Genomic DNA, 20,059 nt, shown 5'->3' on the forward strand with positions numbered 1-20,059 from the left:
TCTCCCTATGACCAATTTTCCAGCAGCCATACACCACCTTTGCCATCCAGAACGTTCAATAAACTGTGCCCTGGTTGCGAGTCATGACTGAGCAGATGCTGCCAGGCAAGAGCCGGATTAAGACAACCACTGTCACCATAATCTTCGCTGAGGATCGCGTGCTCTATCTGAGAAGGTAGCGTCTCAAATGCCTGAGTTTGTAATTGCCGCCACGCCTTTGACGGTGGGGAAACACTGAAAATCTGGCGAGTGTTGGTACCGATATACTCCTGCCAGCGCGCATTGAGCTTCTGCGCGGCCTCACGTGCGTTTACAGGTAACGGGAAATATTCACTGATGTTGAGAGCAATCCCTTGACCTGGTGCTTTTTTGAGAATGAGGCAGCCAATGCGCTCAATGCTGAACTGACAGTGATTGTCCTGCTGACCGCCGCGTTGTTTCGCCAGGTCCGCTATTTCGGAAAGCGCCAGCACGGGAAAACTACGAAACCCCCCGCAGATAATCACGTTATCTGCCAGCCCACTGTTCAGGCAATCCTGCGCAGTTTGCAACGCGCTCATAAGCGCATTGCGCTCGCCACGGACTTTGCCCGTAAAGTCTTTAATACCGTAATCCCTGACGATATTTTTCGGTAAAATATCCACACTCAAGGCATCACGCCAGCTATTAACACCTTCAAAAAAAGAGGTTTCGCCCCATGAGTCAACATACAGCAATGCATTTTTTTCATTGCGCAGGCGAAAGGCACCTTTTTTTCCTAGCTGTGCAATTGCCTGTTCACAGGCATCGCTCATGCTATTAAGCCAGTCGCGGTAGTTGGCTTTACGAATCGCCTGAGCTGGTAAGAGTGAATCCCCAACACCAAAGCGTTTGAACATCCACGCTTTTCTGCCGGCTTTTTTCCCTGCTTTTTGATGCAAAGAGGCTTCCCAGACGTTAAACCACGTGGGAGAAAAGAGTTGCATTCCGTCGGAGGGTTCAAGCAAAGAAAAACCGATAAGGTTGATAGCCTCGGCTGGAATTATCCGTTCACGAGAGTTCATGAATATCCTCCTGACAGGCAGACAGTACCATCGCAATGACTGAACCATCGATCCCGAGTCCTGATTTGAGAATGTTTCGCGCAGTCAGAGGGTAAGGCTGGTTTGCGACGGGAAGATCAAGCTCCAGACTTTCATCAACAGGATAACGCAGCGCCATTGGTAAAAGCCGACGTTGCATCAGGGCGTCACAGGCCACCATAAAATCCAGAACGCCACTGCATGCCGAGCTATAGCCAAACTGGCCTTTATAGCTGACAACCGGTACAGCATGCTTGCCCATCACTTTTTGCAACGCCATCGCTTCTGACTTGTCACTGAAAATAATACCGTTGCCATGAGGCATGGCGCAGGCAATGTCTTTCAGCTCAAGATCAGCCGCCTGAATGGCGCGATCCAGGGTCTGTGCGATAGAACGAAAATCAGCGCTGAATGTACTATTACCGCGCGCAGCACCGCTCTGGTAGCAAACTGAGCTCTTGATAGTGATCTGTGGAGTAAAACCACGACGGGTAGCATGTTGTTCGCTTTCAATAATCAACGCCACAGTGCCGTTTGCCGGCAGAATGTTGTCACTGTAATGACTGAAAGGCTGGGGGTGTTTATCACCCAGCATATCCAGCCCCCCCAGTAAAACAACGTCCTGGTACAATATTTCTGTCCAACCGATCACCAGAGCCAGATCCGCACCCCCCCCCGCTATCGTGGACTGAGCCAGGTGCAACGCTGCCAGTGATGAATTACTGGCACAGTACAAAGAAACCGGTGGCCATGAGAGGGAATAGGTTTCCAGCAAAGCATGGGCAAGTTGATCCTGCCCATACTCTTTGGCATGTAGATTTTTAATCTGCGGAAAGAACAGCAGATCTTCCGTATCATTCCTGTCCAGATAACCAATAAAATCGTTAATACTGCCCCGGACACCGCTACCGGCAATATAGACTCGCACCCGCTTTCCGGCGAGGTCAGACGCGTTCAGTTGTGCCATCTTCAGCGCCTGATCAATAACCAAGCGAATGCGTTCAATACCCGGACGTGCAGCAGGTTCATCAGGTACGGTGTGAGGGTTGACAGTCAAGCGCAGGTTTTGCCACTCATCATCCGTCGCAAACCAAGGTTTAGCACTGACGAACTTCTGATCCTTAAGGCCAGTAATCAGGGCAGGGAAATCTTCCGCAAAAGCAGAGTTCATTCCCCATCCACTAGCAATAACCGGCTGCTTCACGCCACGTTCCTCAGTATCACAGCATAGTGGTTGCCACCCTCTGTCGCCCCGAGAAGCAGTGCCGTGCGGACAACTTTCTTCATGGGCTCAGTGACAAAAGCAAGATCGCTGGCACAGAACGTTTTGGTGTAAGGAATAGGCAGAATTTCGCCACGTTTCATTATCTCGGTGACAACACTAATATTCAGAATACCGATGCAGGATTCCACATGACCAAACCATCCGTTGTAGTTAACGAAGGGCAGCGTGCGGCACAGTTCACCGAAGACTGAACGGACTGCTCCGGTTTCTACTGCATCATGCTCTGTCGTACCCTGACTCGTTCCGCAAACCAGATCGATATCCTGTAGCGGGATCCCTGCTTCATCCAATGCCTGAGTAATCGCACTTGCCATTGAGGCCGTTCGGGCTGGCATATCTTCTTTGGCAAAGAAACAACCGTCGTTGGATTTACCATAGCCAATAATTTCCGCGTGAACGGTAGCACCGCGAGCCTGGGCGAGACTGAGATCTTCAATCAACAGCATCGCGGCACCTTCACCCGGAATATATCCCTGCGAGTTGTCGCTATAGACCTGATAAGACGAGACATCTTGTGATAGCTGCAAATCACCACTAAGCGCCTGAAAATAGGTGACAAAAGAACTCATGCCTTCGTCAGCACCGCCTACAATCATCTGTGGCTGAAGATCCTGACGAATCAGTTCATAACCATAGGTAAGTGCGCCCAGTCCGGCGTTGTTACCTGTTGCCAGTGAGGTGTTATAGCCCTTGATCCCTTCAGAGATTGAACAGAACGTCGAAATGGCATTCATCAACGAACCTGGGAATTCGGAAGTACGTACCTTAGTAGGATCGGGGAACAAACTTTGCAGATAACGATCAACTGTCGTCTGTGGTCCTTTGGACATTCCGAGGATCATACCGAGCGTCTGACCGTCTCGTTTGATTTTACGGCCTGCATCAGTCATTGCCTGGGTCAGTGCCAGTAAGGCAAAAGTACTGATGGTATTCGCTTTACGGGCATCGAAACGACGTAAGGTTTTACGTGGATCCAGATCAATAACTTTGTGCATACCAGCCGGTTTACCCAGCTCACTTTCAATATCCACAGAACCGTAATGTCTGCGAATGTAATCCATCACCTCGTGCTTTTCACCCATATGTTCAAGGATACTGCGGAAATCTTCGCGAGTAGCCTCATCCAGTACTAACGGATATAAAGCTTCTGGTTCTTCTTGTGACCACATTTTTCTCAGAATTTCGTGCAACGTATGGCCTGCGGAACTGACAGCCCCCATCCCCGTGATCGCAACTCTTTTAGGCTGATAAGTACTGGCCGGACTTTGCTCTGGTTTAACGCTGGCAATAACGCAGCAGTTGTTACCACCAAACGCGTAGTTGTTCTTCATGAACATCTTCACGGTCTTGTCCTGGAACTCATTCGGAACATAGTTCAAATCGCAGTTCGGGCGTGCAGTACCGAAGTTTAACGTCGGCATGACTTTGTTTTCTGGCAGTGTCAAGAAACAAGCGGTCAGTTCGATTATCCCGGCAGAACCGATATTATGTCCCACATAAGCCTTGGTTGAACTGACGGGAATATCCATGATGTTCGGGAAAACTTTTTTCATCGCCAGCGTTTCGCAACGGTCATTAGCTTCCGTTCCGGTACCGTGGGCGTTGATATAATCGATATCCTGCGGGGTAATCTGGGCATTTTTCATGGCATGGAACATAACCTGCGCCGCACCCTCACCACGCGGATCGGGCGCGGTTTCATGATAGGCATCGCAGGAAGTGGCGTAAGAAACCATTTCACCGTAAATCGTTGCTCCACGCGCGATAGCGTGATCGTAATCTTCCAGAAGTAATGCGCCTGCTCCCTCACCTATCGACATACCCGGTGTATCCGAGAATGGACTGGAGGGAGAACGTTTCATGGCGTGTAGGGCATAGAAGCCAGCAAAAGTGGGCAGATAAATAGGCTCGGTACCGACAACCAGAACAGTGGCATTTTTACCGTTTTGGATGAGATCATAGCCGATACCCATGGCGTTCGTACTGGCTGTACATGCGGTCGCAACCAGCTCAAATCCCCCTTTAAGCCCTAACAGAGAAGAAACGATGGCGCTGCATGAAGCAAAGCTCCCGGATACCATCGCTTTCTTCAGGGAGAAAGTATCCATACGATGTTCTATCAGAGGAATAAAAGCTTCTGTTCCTGCGGATGAAACTCCAATAATCAGGCCAGTTTTGTCACGCAATTCACCACGGGGTAACTGTCCGTCTTTAAGTGCATCATAGCCCACTTTGTACGCCCAAAGCGCCGCATTATCGAGCGTGGCAATGACATCTTCCGACAGTTCAGGCCATTCAAGGGGTTGTAAAACTTCAGAGGCGTTAGCGTCTTCAAACCATTCAAGATATTTCTTGCTTGGTTTAATGCCACAGGTTTTGTCAAACAGGGCTTTTTTAAACTCAGGTATGCTTGAGGCGATTGAGGAAAGATGACCCATCCCGGTAATCACCACTCTTTTGCGAGTAACGCTCATAATGTCTTCCATGTTTACATACTGAAACAGCGAGGGGGAAAGCGCTATGACAGGCATAGCGCATAAAAATATCAGGCTTTTGGAGCGCTATCGGCAACCGCAAGTGCTTCTTTTTCAGCCTTTTCTTTGGCCTCTTTTTCGTCTTTAGCTTTCTGTAATTCCATTTGTTGCAAGAGATCGCGCGGACGCGAGCTATCGACATAACTGTGCTCAGAAGGGTTTACCAGGAAGCTATAGTTACGGGCAAACGGCACAGCGGAGGTTTTGACAGGAATTGAACCCGTGGTAGTCTCAATTTTGTAGGCATCAATATCAGCCCAGGCCAGTGAGGATTTAATCATTAATCGTCCTAACCCGGCTTCGAGATCCTCAGAGTAACCGTAAGTAATGACTTCACCGATACTCGTACCATCAAGAGTTACTTGGTCGCCACGCTTAGGCGTGTGCTCAGGCTTACCGGGGATTATCATGCCAACAACACGTAGGGGAACACCTTCTTCAACCCGTGCCGCTACGGCTTCAAGACCGGTAAAGCTTTCTTTGTCATAACGCACAACCCACTGCATTTGTAGTTCTATCGGGCAACGGGTGAAGTCGTTAAAAATCTGAGGCTCCCAGCATGGGTTTTCCAGACGGGCAAGGCGTTGATAATTCAAGCCACCAGTACGCAGATCGTATTTTTCTCCAGCTTCGAGCAATTGCTCCCAGATATTGGCCAGAGAATCCTGAGATCCCATCAATTTGTAAGAGTATTCACCATGTTTGCCACTGCGCAGCAGGATCTCGTCATCGACTCGCATATGCTCCTGGAATGGCAAACCAATAACGTCCATACCGTAGAGTTCGGCCAGTAATTCCCAGGCATAAGGACCTTCGATATGTAAAGTCCCCCATTCTGGGGTCAAGGATTCAATATCTTCGATATCCTCAAACTCTTCTTCATTGCCTTCAAGCATCGCGCGCAACATGTCGCATAGCGCTTCACCTGTCATCCATTCAGAGATCAGCAGGAAGCGTTCATCATCACAGGCAATATATAAATCAGTGATAATGTTGCCTTTTTCATCCAGGATCAGGCTGTACATCGCCTGTTCGTCACGAATGGAGGAAACATCACCGGAGACCAAGCGGTTAAGCAGTGACCAAGCCCCTTCCCCACTAATACTGGCAATACCAAAATGCGAGTAATCGCTTAGCAAGATATTTTTACGTACAGCGATATGTTCAGCCCTGGCATCGCCATAACTCATTGGGAGAGTGACACCATTACGTTCGCCCATAACGGCGCCTTGCTGTTGATGAATATCAGTAAGTTTGCTCATTTTTAATTACTTCCTGTAGATGATGCTTCCGCGTCCGTTGCTTCTGCTTCTGCTGCCTGTTCTGCTTGTTTTTCAATAACAAATGAAGCCAGTGTATTAATGCTACGCATATAAGACGGATCGTCTCCCTCTTTAATACGAATGTTTAATGTCTCATCAAGCAATACAATGACTTCTGTTGCATCAACGGAATCCAGTTTCAGTCCGCTGCCAAACAGAGGGGTATCATCATCAATTTGTTTGACTTCTTGATAAAGGTTAAGACGCTCAATCAATCCGGTTTTGATTTTTTCCAACACCAACTTCCGTTGTTCAATCTGTGCATCAAGTCCAATACTGCTCATTTTGGTGTGTTCCTTTCTGATTAGTTAATCAACATGCCTTTGCCTTCGGCCTGGCTGCGTTCCATGCGGAAATTGACGATACGTCCGGTACTGGCGACCTGACGCCCTACCCGTGCTTCCACGTCGTAATGGTGAAAACCGTTTACATCAGCAAAAGAGAAACGACTGGTCACCTCGATGGTGTCTCCCGGAAACACAACGTGTTTGTACTTCACATCTTGTGAAGCCAGGAAACCTACGATACGACGACGTTCAGCCAGAATACGGTCTACACCTGCCTGCTCACGCAGCGCGCGGGAAACGTCATCGAATTTTTTTAACGGCGTACCGGTTTCACGTTCATGTAGCTGGCAAAAGTCATTAACCAAGCTAAAGTACTCACTGGCCTGACCAAAAATTTCAGCAATCATGACGCCAGGCATGACCGGATTATCAGGAAAATGTCCCGGAATATAGGATTCATTGAAGGTGACGTGTTTGATGACGGTAATCGAACTTTTTTCACCTGGTGAGAAATCCACAATACGGTCAACCATAAATATCGGGGCTCGCCACGCTCCCATCTTCAGTAATAACGTAGGTGAAACTAAACTTCTGTTATAATTAGACATTCAACATTCCTGTCGGTTATCGCATCACCAGCCCACCGTCGGCGACCAGAGTCTGACCCACGATATAACTTGATGCATCTGAGCTGAGGAAAGCTACTACGTTTGCTATCTCGTCAACTCGACCAAGACGCTTAAGCGGAATAGCTGACATCACATTACGTACAATCTGTCGGGGAACTTTTTTCACCATGCGGGATTCAATCATGCCGGGAGCGACAGCATTTACGCGAACGCCTTTAGAGGCCATTTCACACGCCAAAGTCCGCGTAAATCCAATAATCCCGGATTTAGCTGCACTATAGTTTGTCTGACCAAAACTGGAGGTCACACCCGAGACTGAGGAGATATTTACTACTGTAGAATTTCGTGCATGGCGTAATAAACGCAACATTTCTTTGGTGACGGTGAAAGTGCCATAAAGATTTACTTTAATAACCTGATCGAAATCTTCATATGTCAGAGCAGAAAATAAATTGTCTCTATATATTCCGGCATTATTTATTAAAACATGAATGGCATTCGCCTCCTGCTCGAGTTTATCAGCAAGGGCTTTCACCTGTTCTTTCTCAGAAATATTGCATTGCAGTATATTTAAATTGTCGGCCGCCGGATGGCTTATTTTCAGCTTATCCAGCCCTGAAGTGTCATGCTGATAAATGGCATAAACATGACAGCCTAAATCTAAATATTTGTGACAGATGGCCAGGCCAATATCCCCGCTAGCTCCTGTAACGAGTACATTTTTCCCGCTCAAATCAGGGTACATTCCCATTTAATAGTCCTTTATTAATTAATAACACTTAACTCAATATAGCTGCGGCAATAGCATGTGATTTACAATGGGAAATGCTTAATGCAGAATGTTGGATGTTTTTACCCTGCATTATTTTAAGAAACTCTCCATAAAAAAGATAATAAGGGCAGCCCAAATCATCATGGCGAATTTCTATGTCATGAAAAGATATTCCTAATCTAAACCCCGTGCCTAATGCTTTAACCGCTGCTTCTTTAGCCGCCCAGAATCCCGCTAAACGCTCACAGTTTTCGCTGAGATCGCCAATAGTCGATCTTTCATACTCAGTTAAAATACGGTCCAGAAGCTGGCTGTTATTTCTTTTCACAATGTTGTCAATACGATGGATCTCTACAATATCCACACCAAGTTTCATTTTTTAATTCTTCTTCAATAATGATCAAACTAACTACTTTAAATAGTCTGATTTAATCATGGGACATATACAGCGAGTAACGCTATTACCATACGATAATGAGGAAAACAAACCAGTCAATGAAACCTCGAAAAGTATATTATCTTAAAAATCAAACATTACAATACCGTCCAGTCCAAGTTCAGCTAAGCACAATGGTCAAATAATAGATTTCGTTTACAGTCAGATTCTCTCCCCCCCCTCCCCCACAGGATAGATTATTTAAAAATGACAAATAAATAAGATTATTATCTCGCGAGGTTATATTATAACAAGCGGTCGCGAGAAAAAATAAAACATCGCCCATCTTTTAAAATTTACAAAAAATTAAGACAACAAGAACTTTACTTATTATTTTTCTGCAAAAAAAACCTAATAAAAACATGAAAAAAAAGCAGAGAATATAATAAGAAAATTCCCAGCAATGAATATTTAATCAAACATTAAAGAGAGCAACAGGATTATTCCAGACAATAACTATCTAATAACAATATGAAAAAACGTACTACGATGAGGAACCAAGCGCTGCTGGCAGGTGAATACTGCTAAAGAATACTGAGGAAGGGCGAGACAGATTTAACCAATAAAACGACACTCCCCGTTAATTCGGAAGGTATCAGTCCCAGAGGATAAGTTTCGTCATGAGAACAACGGAGGTTTAACAGGGAGGCACTAACGCTTCTGTATCCCCGCCTGTATTTCACTCAGAGCGAGGATTTATAGGATTTTTATTAGATAGCCGCGTCATCTTCTTCGCCAGTACGAATTCGTACCACGCGAGCAACGTCGAAGACAAAAATTTTACCATCACCAATTTTTCCGGTCTGTGCAGTACGCACGATAGTATCAACACAGATATCGACGATATCGTCAGTAACGACCAGTTCAATTTTCACTTTTGGCAGAAAATCCACCATATATTCAGCACCACGATACAGCTCAGTATGGCCTTTCTGACGACCAAACCCTTTAACCTCAGTCACGGTCATACCCGTAATACCAACTTCAGCCAAAGCTTCACGGACATCATCGAGTTTGAACGGTTTAATAATTGCTTCTATCTTTTTCATATTATTACTCTTTCCCCACGCCACATCGTATGCTGTTTTTCGTTATATACACAAAATAATTCGAGTTGCTTGTAGACTCTCAGTTCAGTCCGTCGATAAGCATAGATACACTATGTGATTCGACGGGCTGGAAGCAGGCAACACTCAGGTAACTTGAAGTATGACTGGTATATACCCAAAATAATTCGAGTTGCTTGTAGGCGCCCAGTTCAGCCCGTCGATGAGCATAGGTAAACTATGTGATTCGGCGGGCTGAACGCAGGCAACACCCAAGCAACTTGAAGTATGACGGGTATAAATCGGCATCTGCTCACACTACCACAGGCTAGTCTTTAAAGTCATTGGCATCGAGTTCATGTCGGGCCAGTAGTTTATAGAATTCAGTCCGATTTCGGCCGGCCATACGTGCGGAATGCGTCACGTTGCCTTTAGTAATATGTAACAGTTTTCGTAAGTAGTTAAGTTCAAACTGGTTTCTGGCTTCAACAAAGGTTGGAAGAGCAGTATTCTCTCCTTCCAACGCCTGCTCCACTAAGGCTTCATTAATCACGGGGGTTGAAGTCAGGGCAACGCATTGTTCAATGACGTTCACAAGCTGACGTACGTTACCCGGCCAGCTGGCTGAAATTAATCGTTTCATAGCCTCAGTAGAGAAACTACGAACAAAGGGCTTATGTTTATCTGCTGACTGACGTAGTAACTGACTGGCCAGCAGAGGAATATCTTCAGCACGCTCATTTAGCGCAGGGAGCTTCAGGCTCACGACATTCAAGCGGTAAAATAAATCTTCACGGAACTCCCCACGCTCCATCGCTTTGGGAAGATTACGATGGGTTGCCGACAGGATCCGTACGTCAATATCCACATCGCGATTACTACCGAGCGGACGAACCTTGCGTTCTTGCAAGACGCGTAACAGTTTTACCTGTAGTGAAAGTGGCATGTCGCCAATTTCATCTAAAAAAAGCGTCCCTCCTTCGGCGGCCTGAAATAATCCCTCCCGATTACTCACCGCCCCGGTAAAAGCGCCACGCGCATGACCGAATAGTTCTGACTCCAGTAACTGCTCTGGTAATGCGCCACAGTTAATTGCAATAAAGGCTTTTTTACTCCGCGGACTCGCCTGGTGTATCGCCTGGGCCAGAACCTCTTTTCCGGTTCCACTTTGGCCATTGATCAGCACACTGACATCAGACTGGGCCACCTTATGGGCTTGTTCCAGCAGACGTAACATCACGGGACTACGCGTAACAATCGTCTCGCGCCACATTTCCTCTCCGGCCGGAACCGTATGTGCCAGAGCATCGTCAATCGCCCGGTAAAGTGCATCTTTATCTACCGGTTTAGTCAAAAAGCTGAATACACCTTGTTGTGTTGCTGTCACCGCGTCAGGAATTGAACCATGTGCCGTAAGAATAATGACAGGCATGCCTGGCTGGGCCTTCTGGATTTCGCCAAAAAGGGCCATACCATCCATTTCATCCATCCGCAGGTCGCTTATCACCAGATCAATTTTTTCACGCCCCAAGACCCGTAGCCCTTCCGCACCACTTTCAGCAGTACTCACGGTATAACCTTCGCTGGTCAAACGCATGCCCAACAGTTTTAACAAGCCCGGGTCATCATCGACTAATAGTAAACTCGCCGGTTTATGTGACGTCATGGCTTGTCCTCTTCAGAGAGTTGTTCTTGGTTATCCCGAACCTCACTATTAGGTTCTTCAGGAATATAGTTGCTGCCTGGTTTGCGGCTGGAAAGCTGGCGTTCAATATCAGACATTGTTTCCAGTTTTCTGGACGTTATTTCCAGTTCATTACGTAAAAACTGCTGTGTTTGACGTAACTCATCCAACTGGCTGTCAGTTGTCTGTTGTAATTTAGTGTAGCGACTACGCTCTTCTACCAGACTTAACTGAGCCCGCTGGCTGTCACGCCAGACGATAAATAAAGAACGTATCTGGAGTGGAATATCCGTCGCCAGCATATCAAGTTGAGTCATGTACTTACGTCTTTCTGCAGGGGTAATTTTAGCAGGGGACAATAAAATACCGCGCTTAAATGTATCCTGCCAGGTTAGCTCCGACCACTGACGGGCTTCACTTCTGGCTTCTGCAGGCGAGAGCCTCTGCGCACATTCCATGCCTCGCAACCAGTAAAGTGGATTTTCCAGCGTATCGACAGAATGCTGTTGCCAGATATTCGAGCATTGGGCAGAGAGATAGTCCGGTAGCTGCTGCTCCGCTAAATGAGTCTGGTTAACGTTTTCCGCATGATGTAATTCAGGTAGTGATGTACAGCCCATCAGCACACCACTCCCTGCCACCAGCATGGTAGCAGCCAGGCGAGAACCAATAGCACCACGTAGTAGAGTTAACAGATATTCTTTCATTGCGTTTTATCATTCTCGGGAAAAACCGGTAATTCGATGCGAAAACAAACATCTGCTTTCTCATCATGTATCAGGTAGAGTTGACCTTTCATCCGATGAATACAATCCCTGGCAATACTAAGGCCTAATCCGCTGCCTTTCACTGAACCTTTACGTTGCAAGCTTCCTTGATAGAAAGGTTCAAAAATCATTTCACTTTCCGATTCAGGAATTGCCTGACCGGTATTCGCTACGTCAATATAGAGTTGATTGTCTGACTGGACGCTACGAATATAAATGGTACCGGATTCACCGCCATAGTACACCGCATTGGAATAGAGATTATCTAAGACGCTCATCAGCAATAGAGGTTCGGCCAGACAAGCAACAGAGATGAGTTCAATTTCAGTACGCATATGCTTCGCTCTGGCAGGTAAACTGTGCGCCGCTATAACACTGCTGACAAGCGGGGAGATTTCCACTTTTTCCAGCTCAACGGCTCCGTCTATGGTCCGTCGATTATAATCCAGTAGTTGTTCAATCAGCTTTTGCAAATGACGACTGCTGTCGTCAAGTATAGACACCACCTCTTTTTGTGAGGCCGTAAGTGGCCCGACAACCTGATCGGCCAATAACTCTGTGCCTTCACGCATACTGGCAAGCGGCGTTTTTAATTCATGAGAAATGTGGCGTAAAAACTCATGACGCTGAGACTCCAGCCAGCGTAAACGTTCACTTAACCAAACAATACGTTGTCCGATCGTTCTGAACTCTCTCGGACCTTTAAAACTCTCCCCGTGTTCCAGCAATCGCCCTTCGCCAAGATGTTTAATCATCCTTTCCATGCTCTTTACCGGACCGATAATCATGCGGGTAAAAATAATCACCAGATTAAGGCTCAATAAAAATAACACCAGCGCCTGCCAGCCAAAGAACTGACCACGCTCAGCGATATCCTGCTGCAATTGCTGACCACGAGAAAAAACCACTGCACGCGTCGCCTGAAGCATATCAGCATTGCCAGCAGCAAAGACTTCAAGTTCATGCAATGCTGCACTATCCGGGGCGTTATTACGACACTGAAAAGTGGAAAGCGCCGCCAATGATTTAGTCAGTGTTTGCAAAAGGGCGGGATCAGCAATAACCGGAGCATGGTCCTCCAGCATCTGGGCATATTTTCCATGCTGTTCCTGATACATGTTCAGCAGGCGGGAATCTTCCAGGACACAGTACTGTCGATAGCTTCGCTCCATTTCCAGAGCAATATTTGCCATAGTTTCGCTACGGCGCGCATCTGCCACGGTACTGCGGTTAGTTTGTTCTGCCTGAGCACTGAGCGCATTCAGACTCTGCCAGGCTTGCCATGCAAGCACCAGTAACGGAACCAGTACCAAGAAAAAAGCAATCATTACAAGTTGTCGTAATGAGCGGGGAAAGGCATGCCACTTGTTCAATTGACTCATCTCATTTTATCGCGCTAACAAGATGCTAGCTGGGATTGAATTGAGTTGAAAGCAGAGTTTACAACCAAAATAATTTGGGTGACTCTCTGGCATCCAGTTCAGACAGGCGATGAGCATAGATGAGCATAAATGAACGATATGATTCGGCTATTCTCGCAGCAGCAACAACACCCAAGTAACTTGAGGAATGACGGGGGGACAGAAACAATAAAGGCAGGGTCAAAACCCTGCCTTTATCTAAGAATTAGGCGGCGCCTTACTCAACGTTTCGCCCTGTGCATGATAAGCCCGAAAGCATTTATCAAAAGTTGGACGGCAGGCACCTTAATGTGCGTCATTCGGAGGTTTATGTAGCCTGTTTAATTAAAAACGCTGACATAAGAGATTGAATGAGCAACGTCATTAATAATGCATGATCTATGCCACAATGTAAATAAAAATATCAATAACATGATTTATAAGGCATTTTAAAAACAAAAAATAACAAAAAATCGAATTACGATCACAAAGAACTGTCTCCATATTGAGACACTAAAGAGACTTAAACTAAATATATTTAACAATCATCATTTTAAATGTCTCCAAAAAGAGACACTTAAAATGGCATTGTCGTGATTTAGCGACATAAAAAACTGCACCTTACTCAGTTGGGTGTCCAACTTTTCAGGTGCAGTTCAAATAGAGGGTTTTATATTATCTTACGAACGATCAGCCCAGCTGTTTACGAGCATTACGGAAAATACGCATCCACGGGCTGTCCTCGCCCCACTCTTCCGGGTGCCAGGAGTTACTTACCGTACGGAACACACGTTCAGGATGCGGCATCATGATAGTGACTCGTCCGTCTTCATTACTGACCGCAGTAATCCCATTTGGGGAACCATTCGGGTTTGCCGGGTAGCGTTCAGTGACATGATTGGCATTATCGATAAAGCGTAGCGCTACCAGGCCTTTACTTTCCAGCGCCAACAGATGAGCCTCATCACGCACTTCAACCCGTCCTTCGCCATGAGAGACAGCGATTGGCATATGTGAACCTGTCATTCCCTGAAGCAGGAGTGACGGGCTATCTGTCACTTCAACCAGACTAAAACGCGCTTCAAAGCGGTCAGACTGGTTGCGAACAAAACGCGGCCACAACTCACTTCCCGGGATCAGTTCCCGCAGATTAGACATCATCTGACAACCATTACAGACGCCTAAAGCCAGTGTCTGAGGACGCAGGAAGAATTCAGCAAATTCGTCACGGACACGTGAGTTGAAGAGAATCGATTTCGCCCAGCCTTCGCCAGCCCCCAGCACATCACCATAGGAGAAACCACCGCAGGCAACCAGTGTCTGGAAACTATCCAGTCCGGTACGACCAGCCAGCAAATCACTCATATGAACATCAATCGCATCAAAACCTGCGCGATGGAATGCTGCTGCCATTTCAACATGGGAGTTAACACCCTGTTCACGCAGAATCGCCACTTTCGGACGAGCCCCTGTCGCGATAAACGGTGCTGCGATATCCGCTGTGATATCAAAGTTCAGCTTAACATTGAGTCCAGGATCCTTGTCGTCAGCTTTAGCCTGGTGTTCCTGATCTGCGCAATCAGGGTTATCCCGCAGGCGCTGCATCTGCCAGGTGGTTTCTGCCCACCAGAGACGCAAGGTTGTGCGACTTTCGCTAAATACCGACTCACCATCAGCAGTCAGCGTAAAACGGTCACCTGCGACAGCTTTACCGAGGTAATGCACACAATTTGCCAGGCCATGCTCAGCAAAACATTGTTCCACTGCCGCACAGTCTGCTGCACGTACCTGGATAACACCACCGAGTTCTTCGTTAAACAGTGCTGCCAGTCGGTTACTGCCAAGACCTGTAATATCGGCTTCAATACCGCAGTGACCGGTAAAGGCCATTTCTGCCAAAGTAACGAGCAGACCGCCGTCAGAACGGTCATGCCAGGCCAGCAGCTTACGTTCAGCAACCAGGGCCTGCATGGCATGCCAGAAACCTTTCAGTTGCTCAACATTACGCACATCAGCAGGTTTATCACCTAACTGACGATAGACCTGAGCTAATGCAGTCGCACCCAACGCATTATGACCCGCGCCTAAGTCAATCAGCAGCAGGGCATTATCTTCTGTACTGAGTTGCGGTGTTACCGTCGCACGAACATCTTCAACACGCGCAAATGCGGTGATGACCAACGAAAGCGGTGAGGTCATCTCTTGAGTGCTGTCTTCCTGCTGCCAGCGGGTTTTCATCGACATAGAGTCTTTGCCCACAGGAATAGTCAGACCCAGTTGCGGACAGAGTTCCTCTCCTACCGCTTTTACAGCTTCATATAATCCGGCATCTTCACCTGGGTGTCCGGCTGCGGCCATCCAGTTTGCGGACAGTTTAATGCGTTTCAAAGAACCAATCTGGGTACCGGCAATGTTGGTTAAAGCTTCCCCCACCGCAAGACGCGCAGAGGCAGCAAAATCCAGTAAAGCAACAGGGGCACGCTCACCCAGTGACATCGCTTCGCCATAGTAGCTGTCAAGGCTTGCGGTGGTAACAGCGCAGTCGGCAACAGGGATCTGCCACGGTCCTACCATCTGATCCCGGGAAACCATACCGGTTACGGTGCGGTCGCCAATCGTGACCAGGAAGGTTTTTTCTGCCACCGTCGGTAAGTGAAGAACACGGTTAACAGCATCAGCAATAGTGATAGCACTCTCGTTCAGGGCTTCACCTTGCGCTTTCAGCGTTTCAACATTGCGCTCCATTTTCGGTGTTTTACCCAGTAAAACATCCAGCGGCATATCAATAGGCTGATTGTCGAAATGGCTGTCGTTCAGCGTGAGATGCTGCTCCTGCGTCGCTTCACCGATCACAGCATAAGGGGCACGTTCACGACGGCACAGAGCATCAAACAGAGGTAATTGCTCTGGCATTACAGCCAGGACATAACGCTCCTGCGATTCGTTACACCATACCTCTAGCGGGCTCATTCCTGGCTCATCATTTAAGATATCACGCAGTTCAAAACGACCTCCGCGTCCGCCATCACTCACCAGTTCTGGCATCGCATTCGACAAGCCACCGGCTCCTACGTCGTGGATAAAGACAATAGGGTTATCTTCGCCAAGCTGCCAGCAACGGTCAATAACCTCCTGACAGCGACGTTCCATTTCAGGGTTGTCACGCTGTACAGAAGCAAAATCCAGATCGGCATCAGACTGACCGGAAGCCATAGAAGAAGCGGCGCCGCCTCCAAGGCCGATGTTCATTGACGGCCCGCCCAGCACAATAAGCTTCGCCCCAACAGGTATTTCGCCTTTTTGTACATGGTCTGCACGAATATTTCCGATACCACCTGCCAGCATAATAGGTTTGTGGTAGCCACGGAGCTCCACACCATTATGGCTGTTAACCTGCTCTTCGTAAGTACGGAAGTAGCCTGTCAGCGCCGGGCGGCCAAATTCATTATTAAATGCTGCGCCGCCTAAAGGACCTTCGGTCATAATATCCAGCGCACTGACAATACGATCTGGTTTCCCGAAATCTTGTTCCCAAGGTTGTTCAAAGCCCGGAATTCGCAGGTTAGAAACGGAGAAACCAACCAAACCGGCTTTAGGCTTAGATCCACGTCCGGTAGCCCCTTCATCACGAATTTCACCACCGGAGCCGGTAGCAGCGCCTGGCCATGGTGAAATAGCGGTCGGATGGTTATGGGTTTCGACCTTCATCAGAATATGCGCTTCTTCCTGATGGAATGCATAACGACCAGAATCGTGATCTGCAAAGAAGCGTCCGACATGGGAGCCTTCCATAACAGCGGCGTTATCTTTATAGGCAGACAGGACATGTTCAGGCGTTTTTTCAAAGGTATTTTTGATCATCTTAAACAGCGATTTAGGCTGTTTTTCACCGTCGATAACCCAGTCTGCATTGAAAATTTTGTGACGACAGTGTTCTGAGTTCGCCTGGGCGAACATATAGAGTTCGATATCGTTAGGGTTGCGATCGAGCTGAGTAAAAGCAGCCTGCAAATAATCGATTTCATCTTCGGCCAGTGCCAGACCCAGACGGATATTGGCTTCAACCAGCGCTTCACGTCCTTTACCTGATAAATCGACGCTTTGTACCGGGGCCGGACTCTGCTGTACGAATAACTGAGCCGCATCTTCAAGAGAGGTAAATACCGTCTCCATCATTCTGTCGTGCAGTAATTCAGACACTGCTTTCCACTGTTCGTCGGTCAGCGTGTCAGCGGTAATGTACCAGGCAACGCCCCTCTCCAGTCGTTTTACCTGTGGCAGGTCACAATTATGCGCAATATCGGTCGCTTTAGAGGACCAGGGAGAGATAGTTCCCGGACGAGGTGTTACCAGCAGCAAATGACCACCAGGGGTATGTTCTGCGAGGGTTGGACCATATTTCAGTAACCGTTGCAGGCGAGCAGACTCATCAGCATTTAGCGGTGCATCCAGATAAGCAAAGTGTACATACTCGGCATACACGTCGCTGACCGGCAGGCTAGCGTCGTTGAATCTGGTCAGAAGTTTATTAATACGAAATGCCGAAAGAGCAGGCGAACCACGCAGAATTTCCATCATTAAAGATCTCTCGTCTTCAGGGCGAAGGGGGGAAAACGGGGCTATTATAGAGAATCATCAGCCTCGACGAAACCGTTTGCGTATAAATATCCGCAGATGTTTTTATTGTCTGTTTTTTAATCAATCGCGTCTTAAATGTTGCTTACTGGCGTTTTCTTACGCAAAATGCGCCTCAGATTATCATGAGACACGTCGCAATTATGTTTATTGTTAGCTAAGACCCTATCGTTGCAGACCACTATTTCTTTGAAAAAAATTAAGATTTATTATCTGCTTATCGGTGTCGTCACCTTGTTGCTGGCAGTGGCATTATGGCCCTCCCTCCCAGGTTTCAACCAAACCGAAAACCGTATCGCCGCCATTAAAGCGCGGGGGGTTTTGCGTGTCAGTACGGTTGTATCACCACTCGCTTATAATGTTGTGAATGGAAAAGTCTCCGGTTTTGATTATGAACTGGCACAGCAATTTGCCGAATACCTCAATGTCGAACTGGAAATTACGCCACGAACGACCATCAGCGACCTGTTCGACGATCTTGATAAAGGAAACGCCGATTTGCTGGCTGCAGGTCTGACCTATAACAGTAAACGTAGTCAAAACTATCAAGCAGGCCCGGTTTACTACTATGTGTCCCAGCAAATGGTCTATCGTGTCGGTAGCCCGCGCCCTAAAAGTCTCGCTGGCGTGACCGAGAATCAGCTAATGCTCTCTTCAGGCCATGGTGCTATTGATGTACTCGAGCAATTGAAAGAGAGTGATTATCCGGACCTGAGCTGGGCAATCTCTGATAAACAGACCAGCAACCAACTGCTGGGAGAAGTGATTGAAGGAAACCTTCCGTTCACCATTTCTGACTCAATAGCCGTCAGTCTGTTCCAGCGCGTTCATCCCCGGCTAGCCGTTGCCTTGGATATCACGGATGAGCAACCCGTTACTTGGTTTTCCAGCCGTGGCAGTGATGACAGTATCAGCGCAGCTTTGCTCGACTTTTATAATCAAATTTCCAGTAACGGAACGCTGGCGCGACTGGAAGAGAAATATCTCGGCCATATTGGTAATTTTGATTACGTCGACACACGCACTTTTCTTCAGTCAGTGGATAAAATCCTGCCTGGCCTGCAGCCGTTATTTGAGCAGTACGCCAATAAGATAGACTGGACATTACTGGCAGCCATCTCCTATCAAGAGTCTCACTGGGATACGCATGCCACGTCACCAACCGGTGTGCGCGGCCTGATGATGCTGACTAAAAATACGGCTCAGAGTGTCGGTGTTACCGATCGTCTGGATGCCGAGCAGAGTATCAGCGGTGGAAGTCGTTATCTGACAGATATGATGAATAAAGTTCCCGATACCGTCGCCGAGGATGAGCGTATCTGGTTTGCTCTGGCAGCCTATAATATGGGCTTTGCGCATATGATGGATGCCCGCCTGCTCACCAGTAAGCAAAAAGGTAATCCGGATAGTTGGGCAGAAGTCAAAATGCGCCTGCCGCTGTTAAGTCAGAAGTCTTACTATAGCAAAACCAATTATGGTTATGCCCGTGGGCATGAGGCTTATGCTTATGTGGAAAATATCCGTAAGTATCATTTGAGTCTGGAAGGCTACTTACAGGAAAAAGAGAAACAGGCGGCCCAGGAAGCAAAATTTGCCGAGGCCTATCCTTTGGTTGATGAAGAAGAACTGGCGACTATTCGCCCCTACGGGCCTTTTCCTTTAGAGCTTTCTTTTCCTGGCGACGGACGCGAAAAAAATCACTCAACATGGATGAGCAATCCGCTGCCAGGACTCCCTCAGTAACATGGATCTGATGGTTCATTCCGGGATGGCCTAAGATATCAAGCAGAGAACCGCTGGCCCCCGTTTTCGCATCCCTGGCACCAAAGACGAGCCTGCCAATACGGCTGTGCACCATCGCACCCGCACACATTACACAAGGTTCCAGCGTGACATAAAGGGTGGTATTGAGCAGACGATAGTTTTGCAGTACCAAACCGCCCTGACGTAGCGCCATAATCTCGGCATGCGCCGTCGGATCATGGTGTCCAATCGGCCGATTCCAGCCCTCACCTATCACCCGGTTTTCATGAACCAATACTGCACCGACAGGGATCTCGCCCTCCTCCCAGGCACGGCGTGCCAGCGTCAAAGCATGACGCATCCAGTACAGGTCTGTCCCTTCGCTTTCTGACAACTTTATCTCCTGCAAGCTAAGTGGGCGCGCATTATACACAGTGAGCTCTGGATACGGAATGATA

General features: G+C 47.6%; 15 protein-coding genes. 1 reads left to right on the top strand and 14 read right to left on the bottom strand.

All coding sequences use genetic code 11. The features are described 5' to 3' along the window. Positions 1–5: 5 nt before the first annotated feature. From Q1A40_RS04695 to purL, 13 genes are all read right to left on the bottom strand, one after another. Positions 6–1,043: an ATP-binding protein gene (locus tag Q1A40_RS04695; RefSeq protein ID WP_299998269.1), complete on the bottom strand. Its 1,038-nt coding sequence runs from the start codon at positions 1,041–1,043 to the stop codon at positions 6–8. Continuing rightward, positions 1,030–2,265, bottom strand: a complete 1,236-nt coding sequence (locus Q1A40_RS04700; protein WP_299998270.1) for a beta-ketoacyl synthase N-terminal-like domain-containing protein — start codon at positions 2,263–2,265, stop codon at positions 1,030–1,032. Before Q1A40_RS04700 ends, Q1A40_RS04695 begins: the two co-directional genes overlap by 14 nt. Beyond that, positions 2,262–4,820, bottom strand: coding sequence for a beta-ketoacyl-[acyl-carrier-protein] synthase family protein (locus Q1A40_RS04705; RefSeq protein WP_299998271.1), 2,559 nt, complete (start codon positions 4,818–4,820; stop codon positions 2,262–2,264). Before Q1A40_RS04705 ends, Q1A40_RS04700 begins: the two co-directional genes overlap by 4 nt. Positions 4,821–4,891: 71 nt before the next feature. Next, positions 4,892–6,142: an aminomethyltransferase family protein gene (locus tag Q1A40_RS04710; protein WP_299998272.1), complete on the bottom strand. Its 1,251-nt coding sequence runs from the start codon at positions 6,140–6,142 to the stop codon at positions 4,892–4,894. Positions 6,143–6,144: 2 nt separating this feature from the next. Continuing rightward, positions 6,145–6,486, bottom strand: coding sequence for an acyl carrier protein (locus tag Q1A40_RS04715; RefSeq protein WP_299998273.1), 342 nt, complete (start codon positions 6,484–6,486; stop codon positions 6,145–6,147). Positions 6,487–6,506: 20 nt separating this feature from the next. Further along, positions 6,507–7,097 (bottom strand): 3-hydroxyacyl-ACP dehydratase FabZ family protein, encoded by a 591-nt coding sequence (locus tag Q1A40_RS04720; RefSeq protein WP_299998274.1) that lies wholly within the window; start codon positions 7,095–7,097, stop codon positions 6,507–6,509. Positions 7,098–7,113: 16 nt separating this feature from the next. Next, a complete protein-coding gene (locus Q1A40_RS04725; protein ID WP_299998275.1) occupies positions 7,114–7,869 on the bottom strand; it encodes an SDR family NAD(P)-dependent oxidoreductase in 756 nt (251 codons plus the stop codon). Between the two features lie 28 nt (positions 7,870–7,897). Then, on the bottom strand, positions 7,898–8,266 hold the full coding sequence (gene acpS, locus Q1A40_RS04730) for a holo-ACP synthase (RefSeq protein WP_299998276.1): 369 nt from the start codon (positions 8,264–8,266) through the stop codon (positions 7,898–7,900). A gap of 770 nt (positions 8,267–9,036) precedes the next feature. Further along, positions 9,037–9,375, bottom strand: coding sequence for a nitrogen regulatory protein P-II (gene glnB, locus Q1A40_RS04735; protein WP_299998277.1), 339 nt, complete (start codon positions 9,373–9,375; stop codon positions 9,037–9,039). A gap of 325 nt (positions 9,376–9,700) precedes the next feature. Further along, positions 9,701–11,038, bottom strand: coding sequence for a two-component system response regulator GlrR (gene glrR / locus Q1A40_RS04740; protein WP_299998278.1), 1,338 nt, complete (start codon positions 11,036–11,038; stop codon positions 9,701–9,703). After that, positions 11,035–11,763, bottom strand: a complete 729-nt coding sequence (gene qseG / locus Q1A40_RS04745; protein ID WP_299998279.1) for a two-component system QseEF-associated lipoprotein QseG — start codon at positions 11,761–11,763, stop codon at positions 11,035–11,037. Before qseG ends, glrR begins: the two co-directional genes overlap by 4 nt. Further along, the gene (locus Q1A40_RS04750; protein WP_299998280.1) at positions 11,760–13,196 is read right to left on the bottom strand and encodes a HAMP domain-containing sensor histidine kinase; all 1,437 of its coding nucleotides are present in this window, start codon (positions 13,194–13,196) and stop codon (positions 11,760–11,762) included. Before Q1A40_RS04750 ends, qseG begins: the two co-directional genes overlap by 4 nt. 717 nt (positions 13,197–13,913) lie before the next feature. Further along, positions 13,914–17,801, bottom strand: coding sequence for a phosphoribosylformylglycinamidine synthase (gene purL / locus Q1A40_RS04755; RefSeq protein WP_299998281.1), 3,888 nt, complete (start codon positions 17,799–17,801; stop codon positions 13,914–13,916). A 246-nt stretch (positions 17,802–18,047) separates the two neighbouring features. On the opposite strand from purL, the gene mltF reads away from it, so the two are divergent. Then, complete coding sequence (gene mltF, locus Q1A40_RS04760) at positions 18,048–19,601, top strand: membrane-bound lytic murein transglycosylase MltF (RefSeq protein WP_299998282.1); 1,554 nt, start codon at positions 18,048–18,050, stop codon at positions 19,599–19,601. Here mltF and tadA read toward each other — a convergent pair. After that, a complete protein-coding gene (gene tadA / locus Q1A40_RS04765) occupies positions 19,492–19,995 on the bottom strand; it encodes a tRNA adenosine(34) deaminase TadA (protein ID WP_299998283.1) in 504 nt (167 codons plus the stop codon). The genes mltF and tadA overlap by 110 nt on opposite strands. Positions 19,996–20,059 lie beyond the last annotated feature (64 nt).

It is taken from the genome of uncultured Cedecea sp. (assembly GCF_947498825.1).
In the GTDB taxonomy this organism is placed as follows: Bacteria; Pseudomonadota; Gammaproteobacteria; order Enterobacterales; family Enterobacteriaceae; genus JGM124.